The organism is Caldisphaera sp., from assembly GCF_023256325.1.
Lineage (GTDB): Archaea > Thermoproteota > Thermoprotei_A > Sulfolobales > Acidilobaceae > Caldisphaera.
In genome coordinates, this window is sequence record NZ_JAGDXI010000044.1 from 1 (window position 1) to 14,915 (window position 14,915).

Here is a 14,915-nt window from a genome sequence, read left to right on the forward strand (position 1 = left end):
GAGAAGAGGTCAACTGAGCCTGAAAGGGCAGTGATGATCCCTATGAGTGCTGATTTACCTGAACATGTGTTCTGGGACCTCTGTGGTCCCCTTCGTTGATTTTGATACTTTTTCAATTGCTTTTGCAAAATCTTTAGGTATCACGTAATCCCTGTTTTCCCTGATCGCATTCATTCCGGCTTCTGTGCAAATTGCTTTTATATCCGCACCTGACATGCCTTGTGTTGTTTCTGCTAAATATTTAAAGTCCACATCCCTTAAGTTCATTTTTTTAGTGTGTATTTTAAATATCTTTTCCCTTGCTTCTTGATTTGGCATTGGAATCTCTATTATCCTGTCAAATCTCCCTGGTCTGATTAATGCTTCATCAAGAATGTCAGGCCTGTTTGTAGCGGCAATAATCTTTACATTTCCAAGTGGATCGAACCCGTCCATTTCAGCTAGCAATTGCATAAGTGTTCTCTGTACTTCCCTGTCCCCGGAAGTTGACATGTCAAGTCTTCTTGAACCTATAGCATCTATTTCATCTATGAACAATATGGATGGAGATTTTTCTCTTGAAAGGTCAAAAAGTTCCCTTACTAGCCTTGCTCCTTCACCGATGTATTTTCTAACAAGTTCCGAGCCTACGGTTCTAATGAATGTTGCATTTGTATTGTGAGCAACAGCCTTAGCAAGAAGGGTCTTACCTGTCCCTGGTGGGCCTACAAGTAAAATACCTTTGGGTGGTTCTATTCCCACCTTTTTGAAAAGCTCAGGATTGAGCAATGGTAGTTCAACTGTTTCCTTTACTTCTCTTATCTGATAATCTAAACCTCCTATATCTTCCCAATGAACTTCTGGTATTTCAACCTGAATCTCTCTTAATCCGCTAGGCGTTATTTCTTTAAACGCGGAGATAAAATCCTCCATAGTAACTACCATTTTTTCTAAAACTTCAACTGGTATTTTCTCCTGCTCTATATCAATCTCTGGGAGATATCTTCTTAGTGCATGCATGGCGGCCTCTTTTACTAATGCTGCCAAATCTGCTCCTGTATATCCTTTTGTAATTTCTGATAGCCTTTCCATATCAACATCGTTATCTAATGGCATATGCCTTGTATGTATCTGCAAGATTTCCAATCTTCCTTGCTTATCAGGTAAAGGTACTTCAATTTCCCTATCAAACCTACCAGGTCTCCTTAATGCTGGATCTACTGCATTTGGCCTATTTGTTGCTCCAATAACTATTACCTGGCCCCTATTTTCAAGCCCATCCATTAGAGCCAATAACTGTGCCACTACCCTTCTTTCCACTTCCCCTACAACTTCGTCTCTCTTAGGAGCTATTGCATCTATTTCATCGATAAATATTATTGCTGGCGCATTTTTCTTGGCCTCTTCAAAAATCTCTCTTAATCTTTGTTCACTTTCTCCGTAAAACTTACTCATGATTTCAGGACCATTTATTGCAACAAAATATGCATCGCTTTCTGTTGCAACTGCTTTTGCTAATAATGTCTTACCAGTTCCTGGAGGACCGAAGAGAAGAACTCCCTTAGGTGGCTCAATTCCGAGTCTCGCAAATAGTTCCGGGTGCCTTAATGGTAACTCAACTAATTCTCTAATTCTAGACACTACTTCCCTTAAACCGCCTATATCCTCGTAAGTCACCTTAGGAACGTTTATTTGTGTCATTGGCTTTTCAAGAATATCAACTGAAGTTTTTTCACTTATTATAACAATTCCTCTTGGTCTTGTATCTATTACTGTCAATTGGACAGCCTGACCTATAACAGGAACGACTATAACATCTCCTTCGATGACAGGAGTTCCAACAAGCTTCTTTTTAACATATTTTTTAAATCCCTCATCAACTGATATCGAATGAACTGTTGGAGCCAACTTTACTTTTGTAGCCTGTTTTGGAATAGCCTTTCTAACAATTACCTTATCTCCAATATTGATGTCTGCGTTTTTTCTCAATATACCATCCATTCTTATTATATCTAGGCCTTGGTCTTCAGGCAATGCTGGCCATACAACAGCAACTGTCTTTTTCTTACCTTCTATTTCTACTATATCTCCTGGTTCAACATTTAGCTGCTTCATTATATCAACATCTATTCTTACTCTTCTTTTCCCAGTATCTCTTGGCCTTGCTTCAGATACTCTCAAAATTATTTCTTTCGAATTGTTAGATTGATTCTCTTCTGACATAATTTTACCCCACCATCTCCACAAAAAAACTATGTTCCAGAGCCTTTAAATTAGCATTTTATATTATTTTTATAAATATTAATATTTTATATTATTTAAAAACTAAATTCACACGCTTTAGATTGAATAAAGTAAGAATTAAACAATAACAACAACTATTACTCATTTGTATAAATAATTTTAGATTCGTACTAAAAATTATTTTATATATTTATTAATAATAGAAATTATAACAATATATGATAAGATTTATTTAACCTACGCATAATATAACATAATGCATAGGGGAGAATGGTTTGCCTGAAACCCAAAATACAATAAACCAAGGTAGAGTTGATGTTTATCATATAAATTGGGATTCTAAATCAGACGCTAGTTACGTAAAAAAGGAACTTGTTAATGCATTTAGGGCTAGGGCAAAAAGAGTTATAATTCATGTTTATAACTCTTCTGATTATTCCTATATGGAAAAGCTTAGAGATTTTTTAGGCGAATTTTTATCTCAAACAATCATAATTGTAAGAGAAAAGACTGATAGCAATTTAAGGTGATAGAAATGGTATTTGATGTAATATTAACTACTGATAGGACAATGATGAGTGATCATCATAAGCATGAGTTCTTAGGATTTATGACTACTGGACCATCTATTGGCCTACCAGAGTCGATCTGGAAATGGATAGCGGCACCTAAGCCAAAAGTAGATAAGCTGGGTAGGCCAGCTATAGCACCTTATGGTATTAGAAAAATAGAAGCCGCTTTAATTGATTCTGGAATAAACGCATCAGTGATTGATCCAGATCACATAAATAAGCACTTAGATACAGTAAAAGTAATAATGATAGGCCATCATGATTATTTTGCATATGGTCCCCCAAGCAGCGAATGGTGGAGTATAACAGGCAAGGAGCCTATTAATAGAGTTTCGTTTAGAAAATTCATGGAAAGCCCTGCTATAAGGAAAGCTAAAGAGAAAGGGGTAAAAATAATTGTTGGCGGCCCTGCTGCTTGGCAGTGGTTATGGTCTCTTGAGGAATGGAAAAAATGGGGGGTTGATACAGTCGTAGATGGGGAAGCAGAAAAAGTTTCCGTTGAACTAGTTAAAAAAGCTCTTAACAATGAAGATTTGCCAGATTATGTTTTTATAGGACCCCTTGACGTTCCGTCATTGGATGAAATACCTAAAATAAAGCATGCAAGCGTAAATGGGCTAGTAGAAATAATGAGAGGATGCCCTAGAGGGTGCAAGTTTTGTAGCGTAACTCTAAGAGCGTGGAGGTCTATACCACCAGAAAAAGTTATAGAAGAAGTAAAATTAAACCTGAGTGAAGGTGTCGATCAAATACTTCTTCATAGTGAAGATAATTTACTTTATTTTGCTGATGGAATTAGGCCCAGGCCAGAGAAACTTTTGAAATTACACACAATGGTAAGAGAAATATCAGATTTACCTATAGCATGGTCTCATGTTAGCTTAGCGGCTGTAAAATATGCAGAAGAAAACTATAAGTTAATATCTAAGCTTACAGATATCATGTATAGCGGGAATCAAGATTTCTTAGGAGTAGAAATAGGCCTAGAAACAGGTAGTGTTAAGCTAGCCAAAAAAATCATGCCAGCTAAATCTGCCCCTTATAGCGCAGATAAGTGGCCCGATGTAGTTGAATCCGCATTCTCAATTTTAATGGATCACAATATTATTCCTGCGGTAACATTAATTGTCGGTCTTCCTGAAGAAGAGCCAGATGATGTAATGGCTACAACAGAGCTCATAGAAAGGTTAAGACCATATAGAAGCTTAATAGTTCCTATGTTCTTTGTCCCAATGGGTCAATTAAAAGAAAGGGATTGGTTTAGAAAGAATTTCTTAACAAGAGAACACATAGACCTACTTAAAGCAACTTTAAACCATAGCACATATTGGGCAAAAGACATAGTTAGTAGATTTTATATTAAAGGATTCAAATATGGCCCTGTAAGGTTTTTACTAAATTACATAACCGACTACATACAGAAGAAGGCTTTGATAGCTGCTGAGATGGTGGAAAAAAGTTGGGAAGAAGATAAATTAAAGAATAAAAGCAAAGAACAAATACCAACAAAAATACAAGTATAAACTATTTTAATTTTGAAGATAACATAATAATTTAATTCTTTTTTAATTACATCATGCTATTGGGAATTAAGTTTGAATAGAAGAAATTTATTAATGATTGCAGTGCTATTAATTATAATGATTGCAGTGTTCTCCATAATTACAGAAAACCCAATTAAAATCATCTATATAATATACAAAGGTAACATTTTATTACTATATTCATTTTTATTAATAACTTTATCGGAAATTATAAAATCGTTCAGGCTCTATTACATATGCAATTCATCAAAAAAATGCAAAATAAATTTTATCGAAGCTATGGAAATTCAATTTAACGGATTCTTTGCAGGAACGATTACCCCAGGAAATTTTGGAGGGGTTCCCACAATTGCTGGATTAATAAGTAAATACTCTCAAACTCCAATGGGAGAAGCATTTGGTATTTCTTCTCTCCAGTCATTTTTTGACGGCATAATACCATCAGTTGTATCATTTGTATTATCATTATATTATCTACCCAAATCTATAGGTATAACTATTTTCTCTTTTTTAACTATAATATTTTGGATTTTAGTTTTTAATGTTAACATAAAAAATTTCTTTATGAAACTTATTAGTAAAATAGGAAAAGATAATATAAAGCAAAGAATAATATATGAGATAGATAGATTCCAAAACTTACTTAGAATTGCTGGAAATAAGAAAATAATAATAAATTCCATAGCTATTACATTAGTTGCATATATAATCCAAGTATTTTCAATAAGTATTTTATTAAAAAATTTAGATATAACTTATTTAAATATCTTTATAGCTCTAATGTTTAACTATTCTATGGCATCATTTCCTACACCAGCTGGAGAAGGAGGGGCTGAATATGGGCTTGCATTATTATTGCCTTTAAATGTTGTTATTTTATGGAGATTAACTTATGTTTTTTCAGGTCTAATATCGGGAGGCTTTTCTTATTTAACTTTTAAGAAGCTAAAAAAATCATAAAAGCATATTTAAATATTTTCACCCTTATTTTATCAAATGATCTGAGGTGAAAAGAAATTTCAATAGAAGAAAATAAAAGAATAGTAATAAGTCCACCAACACATCCAATATTTATGGGATTTTATCTAATGGCAGGAGTTATTATAGCATTAATAGCCTTTAGATTTCCAGTATATATAGCGCAGTCATCTACCTTAAGTTACGCTCTTCCTTTAGGCATACTATCTGCAATACTAATAGTATTGAGTCCAGCTTTGAGTTTTGTAAACCTTATAGTGAAAAGGATCAGAACTGGAATAATAGAAAATGTATTAGAATTACAATACGTTGATTTTTTTGGGATTCCTATACCAGTTCCTAAAATGACTTTTAGAGAAGAAACCATGTCTATTGCCGTTAATATAGGAGGAGCTTTAGTTCCCTTATTTGTGTCAATAACATTATTCATATTAATGATTTATTCCCCATATTCAAAAATATTTTACATGGCTTTTATTGTTTCTCTTCTTATTAATACTTTAACAACATATTTTTTGGCAAAGCCTATAAAAGGTGTTGGAATAGCAGTGCCAGCATTTATACCGCCCATTATATCATCAATTCCAGCAATATTAATCGCTGGAATAAGTCCAGCTGCTGCTTCAGCAGCATATATTAGCGGATCCATGGGCAGCTTGTTGGGAGCAGATATATTGCATTTAGCAAAAGAGCCTGAAAAAATATTTGCTCCTTTAGTAAGCATTGGTGGAGCAGGAATTTTTGATGGAGTATTTATAACAGGTTTAATTGCGTTTGTAATAGCATATTAATCATATTTTTATGTTTATCTCATAGATTGACTGTTTTGGACTATAATCTAATACCCTTCTGACTTGCGATATCTCGAAACTATAATTACAATTTACTTTTAATTGATCCAAAATTATATTTAAATTTTGTTTTTTATTGTCTAATAAAGTATATAGATGTATATTACCTTGATTTTTTATTAGATTGCATGCTGCTCTTAAAAAAGAAAGAGAACCTGTAGGATGATTCATTATTATTCTATCAAATTTAGTTTTAATAATATTGTCAAGGTTCATAGAGTCACTTCTTATAAAAAATGTTTCTCCTTTTAATGTCTTTTTATTAATTTTTGCATTCATAGATGCAAGACTTATAGCATAGGGATTTAAATCAACACCTATAACCCTTGATATTCTTTTCTTAGCAATGTTTAATGCAAAACCTCCTACGCCTGTAAACATATCTAATACAAATTCTCCATCTTTTACCATATCTGCTATCCTATTATGCTCCCCCCCAAGTCTTGGGTTGAAATAAACCTTTTTTATATCAACGTAGAAAATCAAACCATTTTCTTTATACAAAGTTAATGTATTATCCTTTCCATAAAGTAATATGAGTTTTGGTACTCTAAATTCCCCCTCTGTATCTATTTTTGCATATACACTTTCTATATTAGGATTAATCCTAGCAATTTCACTTGCTGCTTTTCTCAATATTTCCAAGTTACCTTTATAATTTATTATTGCTATTTTACCTATTATTAGATAACTAGATATGCCTTCTATAATTGCATTTAATTTCTTTGATTTAAATTTATATTCTTCAAATAATTCATTACAAATTTCAAAAGGAAAAAATTTTCCAATCTCATTTAAAGATTTTTCATTTACTATAGGTATCAATAAATAATTGCCTTCTTTTCTTGGCCTTAAATCCTGATTCAATAAACCCATCTCTTTCAATATATTAATAGCATTATTTCCCAACTCTTTATACACTTTAATGCATTTACTACTTGTTTTGCCAGGCATTACAATTACCTATTTACATCCAATTTATTAATTCTACCTGATCTATATAATTTTGTAGGCCAGGATAGTGGCTGACGGGCCTATTGGCCTGAGGAAACACCGCCCTCTCGGTGGCAGCTGGGCCTCTGGCTGAGGTGATACCTCAGGCAACGGCACAGAAACGAAACGGCCTCCATTATATGATAATGATGCAGCAAGATCTTCTTGGCAACAAGAAGATAGTAATCTGCTGAAGATAATGGAGGATGCGATGAAACGGCCGACCCCAGCGGAGCAAGGTAGAGGGCTATGAGGAGCCACGCAAGCCCTCTAAATCCGCAGAGTCAAATGCCACTAAACAGAAGGCGGGTTATTATCCTGGCCTACAAATATTTACGATAGTTAGAAAAATAGTTTATCTAAAAGCATAAAGGTATCGTAATAAAAGATTTTTATTATAATTATAGATTAAGATGAGGTTTTATAGACTACTTATATCTTATTATACTTGTATGGTGGACAGTTTGTCAACCGAAAAATATGGAATCGTAATAAAACCCAATAGTACAATAGCAAAAGAAATTGCTTTAAAAGTTATAAAAGTTCTTACTAAATACAATAAACAACCAATTTTAGAAAAAGAAAGCAAAGAAAACTATAGCGATATAAACACTATAGACGATTTTAACATTGAAATAAATCCACCTAGCAAAATTATTGTAATTGGAGGCGATGGAACTTTATTAAGAACTGTAATGAGAGAAAAGACAGGAAACTCAATAATAATGGCTATTAGAGCTGGGAAAAGAGGTTTTATGTTGGACGTGGAAGAATATGAAGTAGAAAACAAAGTCTATGAATTTATAAATAACAAGTTCACTTTGGTTGAGTATCCCAGATTACAACCTATATTTAACGGAGAAACTAAAAATTGTGCTATGAATGATATAGTAATTTTTACCTCAGATGGATCGTTAGTTAAGCTTGATGCATATTATAATGGCGATAGAATCTATGGTGTTGATGGAGATGGTATAGTTGTATCAACAACAATTGGCTCAACAGCCTACAGCCTAAGCGCAGGAGGGCCTATAATTGATCCCAGGCTAAATTCTATAATTTTAACCCCATTAAATCCAGTTCAACTTCATATAAGACCTGTAGTACTTCCATATAGTGGATATATTGATATTAATATAAAAGATGATAGCGGAAATTATTTCATAAATATTGATGGACAAGAAAAAATACCAAGCAGGTCTAAGTCTTCTCTTAGAATAACTTTATGCGATAAACCAGCAAAAATAGCAAGATTTAGATGGTGGGAAAACTATTATGAGAGACTATTCTCTAGGTTATTATCATACTGGTAATAATTGCATAATATTAGATACTGGAGCTATATTTTCAGGGTTTGTATTAAGTAATTTGGATAAGAGTATAACTACTTCATCTGTTATACAAGAAGTAAAAGATGAGGCATCCAAAAATATATTAAATATAATTATAAATGCAGATAAGCTATCTATAATAGATCCTGATGCTAAATTTTTATTAAAAATAAAAGAAGAGGCAAAGAAATGGAAACTTTCTAGCAAACTAAGTAAAACTGATCTAGATGTTTTAGCGCTATCTTTACAATACAAAGAAAAATGCGAAGAAGTTTATTTAGCAACAGACGATTATTCGATTCAAAAATTAGCTGTAAAACTTGGAATTAAAATAATAAAAATCAAGTATAAAGGTATTAAAGAATTAAAGAAATAAATACAATATTAAATAATTTTAAATGATTTAATTGCCGTCTGATATAGTATGAATTTTTAGTAAAGATTTTTCATAATTCCTATCTATTACTTCCCCTCTAAGATCGAAATATGTAGCATTACTTATTTTTACTTTTACTCTCTTACCAATTAAATCGCTATCACCTTTAATTGCAATAGGAAAATAATTATTTAATCTTGCCATAACATAATTCTTCTTAAATCCATGAGACGTAACTAATGCTTCGTATTCGTTACCAACGTACTTTTTATATATATCTAAATCTATTTGCTTAATTACTTCATTTAAAATTAGACTTCTTTCCTTTTTTATTGGCTCTGGAACTTGCTCCATATATGCTGCCTTAGTTCTTGGTCTTATACTGTATTGAGCTAAGTAAACTCTTTCAAACCTTAAATCTTTAACAAGTTTGACCGTGTTTTGAAAAGCCTCTTCATCTTCTCCTGGATGTCCAACTATAATATCTGTAGCAAATAAAGAATCTGGATATTTAGATTTTATTTTGTTATGTAATTGCTTATAATCATCTATAGTATAATTTCTATTCATTATTTTTAAAACTTCATCATCTCCTGATTGAACTGGTATGTGGAAGAACTTGAATACCCTTTCATCATTATAATAACTAAGTAAATTATCAATTATTTCAATTGACTTATCTGGTGTCATCATTCCAATTCTTATTCTATAATCTCCTTTTACTTTATCTAATATTGTGTTAATCAAATCATCAAGTCTAAATTTAGGATTAAAATCTAATCCATAAGCGGCTATATCTTGACCAGTTAATCTAATTTCTTTAACACCATTTTTTACTAGCTTCTCAAAGACTTCTATAATAATTCTAGGCTTATATGATCTTAAAGTTTTTCTGGCCAATTTCGTAATGCAAAAACTACAATTATCAACACAGCCTTCTTCTATCATAATTGTTGCAATGCTATCCTCTATAGGAGGTGTTGGAATAAAATCTGTGTTCCTCTCACCATCAATTAATACTATTTTATCTTTATTATTAACAACTTCTAATATCCTAGTTACGTTTTGAGGAGATATTAGGCTTGCATTTTGGACAACTCTATTAATTAGAGATGGTCTAGCTTTAGCTAAACAACCCGAAACTATTAACTTTGAATTGCCGTAGTTTTTCTTAATTTCATTAAGTCTCTTCAATATCTTTGCTTCCGTGTCTAATCTAACAGCACAAGTATTAACTATTATAATATCTGCTTCACTTATCTCTGATGTTTTTTCAAAATTGTTTTGAGATAATATAGAGTCCATAGTTGAGCTATCAAATTCCGAAAGAGCACAGCCAAATGTCTCAATGTAGTATTTTTTCAAGCGTTTCACTCTCAATAGCTATTTGCTACTAATTTATAAAACTTAAATTGTAATAAATTTTTACATTAACATTTATTATACTATATTGAGTGAAAATTTAATCAAAACTTAAAATTATAACTTTACACTTTACTCAAATTTTAAATTCAAATATTTCTATTATAATTTATTATAAAGAAGAAAAATAAGTAAAAATTAAGAATTAGTAAAAAATAATATAGTCTTAATGCTATTAATAAATAAGTGAATATATGAGTAAAAATATTAAAGAAATTTTCTCCAATGTAAAGACTAAAACGATTAATAAATTTTTTAATTTCTTATTTTAAAGTAATATTGACTTTGTATTTTAATTTTATTTATTGTTAAAAAATTTTGGGAGCCTAACTCCGGTTTGCCCTTTATAATTACCCTCATAGGGCTTTTCTGAAGGTGTTTCCATTTTAACTAATATTAAATGCAAAAACCTATCACCAGCATAAAGCTTTACCGGAAATTCACTACCTATAACCTCGATGGTTAATTGACCTTCAAATCCTGCATCTGTAACAGTGCTAGGTATATATATTCCCGTTCTTGCCCATGTACTTCTTAAGTTGACTAAACCAGCAAGATAAGAAGGTAACTTAATATATTCAAGAGTGTGAAGCAAATAATGTCTATGAGATTCTACTACAAAGCTATCCGATGAATTGCACTCGTAAAATTCGTTAGCATTTCCAGGTTTATTCGGATCTAGAATAGTATTTGTTTTTTTAAATGCGCAATATTCTCTTCCAAGCTTTAAATCTACTCCATTTTCCCTTATTGTATCATCACTCAAAGGATCTATCACTAATTCTCCTGATTTTAAAAGAATCTTAATGTCTCTATCGCTCAATATCATATTTTCTCCCAAACCAATAATAATTAGCTTATTATTTATATTTTTTAGATCTTAAGGTTAAACTTTAATTTATATCAAATCAAATTGCAGCTTTTATTAAACCAACATATAATGGATTCGGATTTAGTGGTCTACTTGTGAATTCTGGATGTGGTTGTGTTCCTACAAAAAACTTATGATCTTTTTTAGATAATTCTATAAATTCGACTAATCCTTGATCGCTCCAACCACTCACTTTAATTCCTGCATCAATTAACTTATCTAAGAACTTTAAATTAACCTCATATCTATGTCTATGTCTTTCATAAACAATTTCTTTTCTATATAAATCGTATACCGTGGTATTTTTAACAACATTTATTTTTGACGCCCCAAGTCTCATCGTGCCTCCCATATAATCTATATTCTTTTGGTTTGGTAACAAATCAATAACTGGATAGGGAGTATTTGGATTTATTTCTGTAGAATTTGCATCCTTTAGTCCTAATACATTCCTAGAAAACTCAACTACTGAAAGTTGCATTCCAAAGCAAACTCCTAACATAGGTATGTTATTTTCTCTTAAATATTTAATTGCCTTTATTTTGCCTTCAGTTCCTCTAGCTCCAAATCCTGGTAAAACAACTGCTCCTTTAACATCTTGTAAAACATCTTCAACTTTTATTTGCCCATTTTCAATATCGGTCGCTTCAACCCAAATTAATTTTGGCATAACACTTGTAAAAACTCCTGCACTTTTTAATGCCTCTGTTATACTTATATAGCTATCTTTTAATTTAGTATATTTTCCGATCATAGCTATAGGGACTTGCTTATCTATTGATTTTAGCTTATTAACAAATTCTTCCCATGATGCTAAATCTGCTTCTCTCTCCTCTATATTAAATCTTTTTGTTAAGAATTTACCATATCCTTGGCTTTCTAAAATAAGAGGGACTTCATATGGTGTAAAAGTGTCATGATCGCTAAAAACCGATTCTTTCGGAAGATTTGAAAATAATGCAATCTTATATCTAGATTCTTCTTCTAGAGGTCTTGAACTTCTTACAATAACTGCATTAGGTTGTATTCCAATCCTTCTTAACTCCTGCACGCTGTGTTGAACAGGTTTAGTCTTTTGCTCCCCTGTTGCAGATAATATTGGAGAAATAGCTACATGAATAAATGTTACATTATCCGGCCCTAAATCAACCCACATTTGTCTTGCTGCTTCTAAAAATGGAAGACCTTCTATATCTCCAACCGTACCGCCAATTTCTATAACCATTACATCTACTCCTGTTTCTTTTGACAAAGTGATTATTCTATTTTTTATTTCATCAGTAATATGAGGTATTATTTGAACTGTTTTTCCTAAATATTCTCCTCTTCTTTCTTTAGTTATAACATTAAAATAAACTTGACCTGTTGTTATGTTATGTTTTTTAGTTAAATTTATACCTAAGAATCTTTCATAATGCCCTAAATCTAAGTCTGTTTCTCCTCCATCTTCTGTAACATAAACTTCACCATGAGCATATGGATTCATTGTACCAGCGTCGACATTTAAATACGGATCTACTTTAATAATGCCAACGCTATACCCTCTCGATTTGAGCAATAATCCAGTACTCGCTGAAACTATTCCTTTTCCTATACCTGACATCACTCCTCCTGTGACGAATGCAAACTTTGTACCCATCATTAATGCCTTTTAATAATTTAGTGTCTAACCCTTTTAATGTTTTAATCTCACTAAACTTGTGGGAGATCAGTTTGAGCATAATGATCTATTCATTAATCTTTATAATACTTATTGAATTAGTGGTAATACTTTATCTTTATATATCTAATTGGAGAAAATCAGTTAAGCTTGATAGCATTAGAAGTAGCATACAAGAATTAGCCAATGAAAAGGCTAAAGTTATAGCAATGGAATCGATAGAAAAAGCAAGAAAGGAAGCTATACAGCAAAGCAGAGCTGTTATTTCTGGGAAGGTCTATGAACAATTTGCGCCATATATGCCTAATTTTAAACACAATCCAAAAGAAGCAAGATTTATTGGATCACCCATAGATTATGTGGTATTTGACGGATTAGAGAATAATGAAGTGAAGTCTATATATTTTGTTGAAATAAAAAGTGGAAAATCTAACTTAACTAATAAAGAAGAATCTATAAAAAAAGCTATTGAAAGAAAGGCCGTTTATTTTGAAACAATATATATTAATAATGATTAATTTTAAGCATTTCGCAATTTTAAAATTTTTTGAATGGGTATGTTAGCAAAACTTTTATATAAAAGGATAGGAAAAGATAGATGATGCAAAAATGGAGATCTATGATATGCACTGTCACTTAAACGAATTTCAGGAAAATGAATTAGAAGAAATATTCAAAAGTAACATAAAAGTAGTCGCTGTATCTGAAGACATAAAAAGTTTAAATAAAATAATCGAGCTAAGCTATAGTTATCCTAAAAATGTGATACCATGCGGAGGTTTCCACCCATGGATGATCAAAGAAGGCAAAACGGAAGAAGTAAAAATAATTCTAAAAATAATTGAAAAGAATGGACTTAAATGTATTGGAGAAGTTGGAATAGATAAAAGATTTCTTAGCGAAGATACCTATAAAATGCAAGAAGAAATTTTTCTTTTATTCGTAAACCTAGCAAAAGAATTAAATGCGATGATTAACATACATTCCCCGAACGCATGGAATGAAGTTCTAAATATTCTGAAAAATAAAGAAGTAAAGAAAGCCATGTTCCATTGGTATACTGGCCCTTTAACTTTAATTGATCAAATAATTAGAGAAGATTATGTGATATCATTAAACGCAGCGCTAATGATACAAAAAAAGCATCAAAAAATTATAGAAAATACCCCGCTCAGTAGCGCAGTATTAGAAAGCGATGGACCATACAATTATCATGGAGTAAGACTTTCTCCTCTGATGCTTTATAAATTCATTGACTTTATATCAGGCATTAAAAAAGTAGAAAAGAATACCATAATTTCAACAACTTCTAAAAATGCTATGAAATTGCTAAGTTTGTCTTTCTAACTAAAATGATTTAAGAATTTAAAATTGTTGATTTTGCGTTATCACATAAATATGCATTTTTAAGAAGTAAAGAATACTCAAAATCGCTTATCTTTTTCTTATAAGATTCGATACAAATTCCTTTTCTAAAAAGCGGAGCATTTATTACAAAAGTTTCTGCTTCCCCTCCTTCAAATGCTGCATGGAATCCATATTTTTTCGAAAATTCTATAATTCTATCTATTATTTCTTTATTTATTTCTATTCCTAAATATTCTATTGGTATGCCATATGTAGTTATCTGAGTTATAATAAAATGTATATTATAATCGAGTAAGTCATACATATATTTTTCAGGATTTGTACCCCACTGAGGATCAAAAAGATCTATACTTAGTTTCTCTGCTAATATCTTAAATCTATTTAATTGGTATTGGCTTGCTATACCTCCTATAACTAATGTATTAAAATCGTTTTCTTTTTTTATTCTTGATAATTCATAATAAAGTTCTTCAACCTCCTTTTCCTTTTCACCACTTAAACTTAATATATGATGTACTTTTCTTAATCCCATTGACTCAGTTTGAAGAGAAGTAAGTTCGACCATAGGAAAATGAAACATATAACTATCTTTTCTAATAGGTTTTATGCTAACTATACATGATATTTCGTAACCGAACTCTACTGCTTTGTGCAAAGCATAAGTACTGTCTTTACCTCCTGATAGTAAAGAACAAACTTTCTTAGACATGAATTTTATCCTCTTGT

At 31.5% G+C, this 14,915-nt stretch carries 14 protein-coding genes and 1 other RNA gene; 9 read left to right on the forward strand and 6 right to left on the reverse strand.

The window, feature by feature from the left end:
* Nucleotides 1-54: 54 nt before the first annotated feature.
* Entirely contained in the window at nucleotides 55-2,202 is a 2,148-nt protein-coding gene (locus Q0C16_RS06035; RefSeq protein WP_292320444.1) for a CDC48 family AAA ATPase, read from the reverse strand.
* A 296-nt stretch (nucleotides 2,203-2,498) separates the two neighbouring features.
* Between Q0C16_RS06035 and Q0C16_RS06040 the strand changes: the two genes are divergently transcribed.
* The 4 genes from Q0C16_RS06040 to Q0C16_RS06055 all read left to right on the forward strand — a co-directional run bounded on the left by Q0C16_RS06040 (nucleotide 2,499) and on the right by Q0C16_RS06055 (nucleotide 6,108).
* On the forward strand, nucleotides 2,499-2,753 hold the full coding sequence (locus tag Q0C16_RS06040; protein ID WP_292320446.1) for a hypothetical protein: 255 nt from the start codon (nucleotides 2,499-2,501) through the stop codon (nucleotides 2,751-2,753).
* A 5-nt stretch (nucleotides 2,754-2,758) separates the two neighbouring features.
* Nucleotides 2,759-4,318 (forward strand): radical SAM protein, encoded by a 1,560-nt coding sequence (locus tag Q0C16_RS06045; protein WP_292320448.1) that lies wholly within the window; start codon nucleotides 2,759-2,761, stop codon nucleotides 4,316-4,318.
* Nucleotides 4,319-4,390: 72 nt separating this feature from the next.
* Entirely contained in the window at nucleotides 4,391-5,299 is a 909-nt protein-coding gene (locus Q0C16_RS06050) for a lysylphosphatidylglycerol synthase transmembrane domain-containing protein (RefSeq protein WP_292320450.1), read from the forward strand.
* A 113-nt stretch (nucleotides 5,300-5,412) separates the two neighbouring features.
* Complete coding sequence (locus Q0C16_RS06055; RefSeq protein ID WP_292320452.1) at nucleotides 5,413-6,108, forward strand: DUF1614 domain-containing protein; 696 nt, start codon at nucleotides 5,413-5,415, stop codon at nucleotides 6,106-6,108.
* Here the strand turns inward: Q0C16_RS06055 and Q0C16_RS06060 are convergent, their stop codons facing one another.
* Complete coding sequence (locus tag Q0C16_RS06060; RefSeq protein ID WP_292320454.1) at nucleotides 6,109-7,089, reverse strand: class I SAM-dependent methyltransferase family protein; 981 nt, start codon at nucleotides 7,087-7,089, stop codon at nucleotides 6,109-6,111. It lies immediately after the preceding gene.
* An 89-nt stretch (nucleotides 7,090-7,178) separates the two neighbouring features.
* Between Q0C16_RS06060 and rnpB the strand changes: the two genes are divergently transcribed.
* From rnpB to Q0C16_RS06075, 3 genes are all read left to right on the forward strand, one after another.
* Nucleotides 7,179-7,486: RNase P RNA component (rnpB, locus tag Q0C16_RS06065), an RNA gene on the forward strand.
* 130 nt (nucleotides 7,487-7,616) lie between these two features.
* A complete protein-coding gene (locus Q0C16_RS06070) occupies nucleotides 7,617-8,474 on the forward strand; it encodes an NAD(+)/NADH kinase (protein WP_292320719.1) in 858 nt (285 codons plus the stop codon).
* Nucleotides 8,437-8,868 carry a hypothetical protein gene (locus Q0C16_RS06075; RefSeq protein ID WP_292320456.1) on the forward strand — a complete coding sequence of 144 codons (432 nt, stop codon included), beginning with the start codon at nucleotides 8,437-8,439 and terminating at the stop codon, nucleotides 8,866-8,868. Before Q0C16_RS06070 ends, Q0C16_RS06075 begins: the two co-directional genes overlap by 38 nt.
* Nucleotides 8,869-8,895: 27 nt before the next feature.
* Here Q0C16_RS06075 and Q0C16_RS06080 read toward each other — a convergent pair whose 3' ends face one another.
* The 3 genes from Q0C16_RS06080 to Q0C16_RS06090 form a co-directional block, all read right to left on the reverse strand.
* Nucleotides 8,896-10,233, reverse strand: a complete 1,338-nt coding sequence (locus Q0C16_RS06080) for a tRNA (N(6)-L-threonylcarbamoyladenosine(37)-C(2))-methylthiotransferase (RefSeq protein WP_292320457.1) — start codon at nucleotides 10,231-10,233, stop codon at nucleotides 8,896-8,898.
* Nucleotides 10,234-10,588: 355 nt separating this feature from the next.
* Nucleotides 10,589-11,119 (reverse strand): dCTP deaminase, encoded by a 531-nt coding sequence (gene dcd, locus Q0C16_RS06085; protein WP_292320458.1) that lies wholly within the window; start codon nucleotides 11,117-11,119, stop codon nucleotides 10,589-10,591.
* Between the two features lie 79 nt (nucleotides 11,120-11,198).
* The gene (locus Q0C16_RS06090) at nucleotides 11,199-12,800 is read right to left on the reverse strand and encodes a CTP synthase (protein ID WP_292320460.1); all 1,602 of its coding nucleotides are present in this window, start codon (nucleotides 12,798-12,800) and stop codon (nucleotides 11,199-11,201) included.
* 83 nt (nucleotides 12,801-12,883) lie between these two features.
* On the opposite strand from Q0C16_RS06090, the gene Q0C16_RS06095 reads away from it, so the two are divergent.
* Both Q0C16_RS06095 and Q0C16_RS06100 read left to right on the forward strand, forming a co-directional pair.
* Nucleotides 12,884-13,339, forward strand: coding sequence for a Holliday junction resolvase-like protein (locus tag Q0C16_RS06095; RefSeq protein WP_292320721.1), 456 nt, complete (start codon nucleotides 12,884-12,886; stop codon nucleotides 13,337-13,339).
* 91 nt (nucleotides 13,340-13,430) lie between these two features.
* Complete coding sequence (locus Q0C16_RS06100) at nucleotides 13,431-14,168, forward strand: TatD family hydrolase (protein ID WP_292320462.1); 738 nt, start codon at nucleotides 13,431-13,433, stop codon at nucleotides 14,166-14,168.
* A 10-nt stretch (nucleotides 14,169-14,178) separates the two neighbouring features.
* On the opposite strand, the gene Q0C16_RS06105 is transcribed toward Q0C16_RS06100, so the two are convergent.
* On the reverse strand, nucleotides 14,179-14,898 hold the full coding sequence (locus Q0C16_RS06105; protein WP_292320464.1) for a diphthine--ammonia ligase: 720 nt from the start codon (nucleotides 14,896-14,898) through the stop codon (nucleotides 14,179-14,181).
* Nucleotides 14,899-14,915 lie beyond the last annotated feature (17 nt).

Bases quoted from the DNA above. Each gene is read 5' to 3' on its own strand.
- Q0C16_RS06045 (WP_292320448.1), top strand. From the start codon at position 2,759: ATGGTATTTGATGTAATATTAACTACTGATAGGACAATGATGAGTGAT.
- Q0C16_RS06100 (WP_292320462.1), top strand. From the start codon at position 13,431: ATGGAGATCTATGATATGCACTGTCACTTAAACGAATTTCAGGAAAAT.
- dcd (WP_292320458.1), bottom strand. From the start codon at position 11,119: ATGATATTGAGCGATAGAGACATTAAGATTCTTTTAAAATCAGGAGAA.
- Q0C16_RS06095 (WP_292320721.1), top strand. From the start codon at position 12,884: ATGATCTATTCATTAATCTTTATAATACTTATTGAATTAGTGGTAATA.
- Q0C16_RS06105 (WP_292320464.1), bottom strand. From the start codon at position 14,898: ATGTCTAAGAAAGTTTGTTCTTTACTATCAGGAGGTAAAGACAGTACT.
- Q0C16_RS06090 (WP_292320460.1), bottom strand. From the start codon at position 12,800: ATGGGTACAAAGTTTGCATTCGTCACAGGAGGAGTGATGTCAGGTATA.
- Q0C16_RS06035 (WP_292320444.1), bottom strand. From the start codon at position 2,202: ATGTCAGAAGAGAATCAATCTAACAATTCGAAAGAAATAATTTTGAGA.
- Q0C16_RS06075 (WP_292320456.1), top strand. From the start codon at position 8,437: ATGAGAGACTATTCTCTAGGTTATTATCATACTGGTAATAATTGCATA.
- Q0C16_RS06055 (WP_292320452.1), top strand. From the start codon at position 5,413: ATGGGATTTTATCTAATGGCAGGAGTTATTATAGCATTAATAGCCTTT.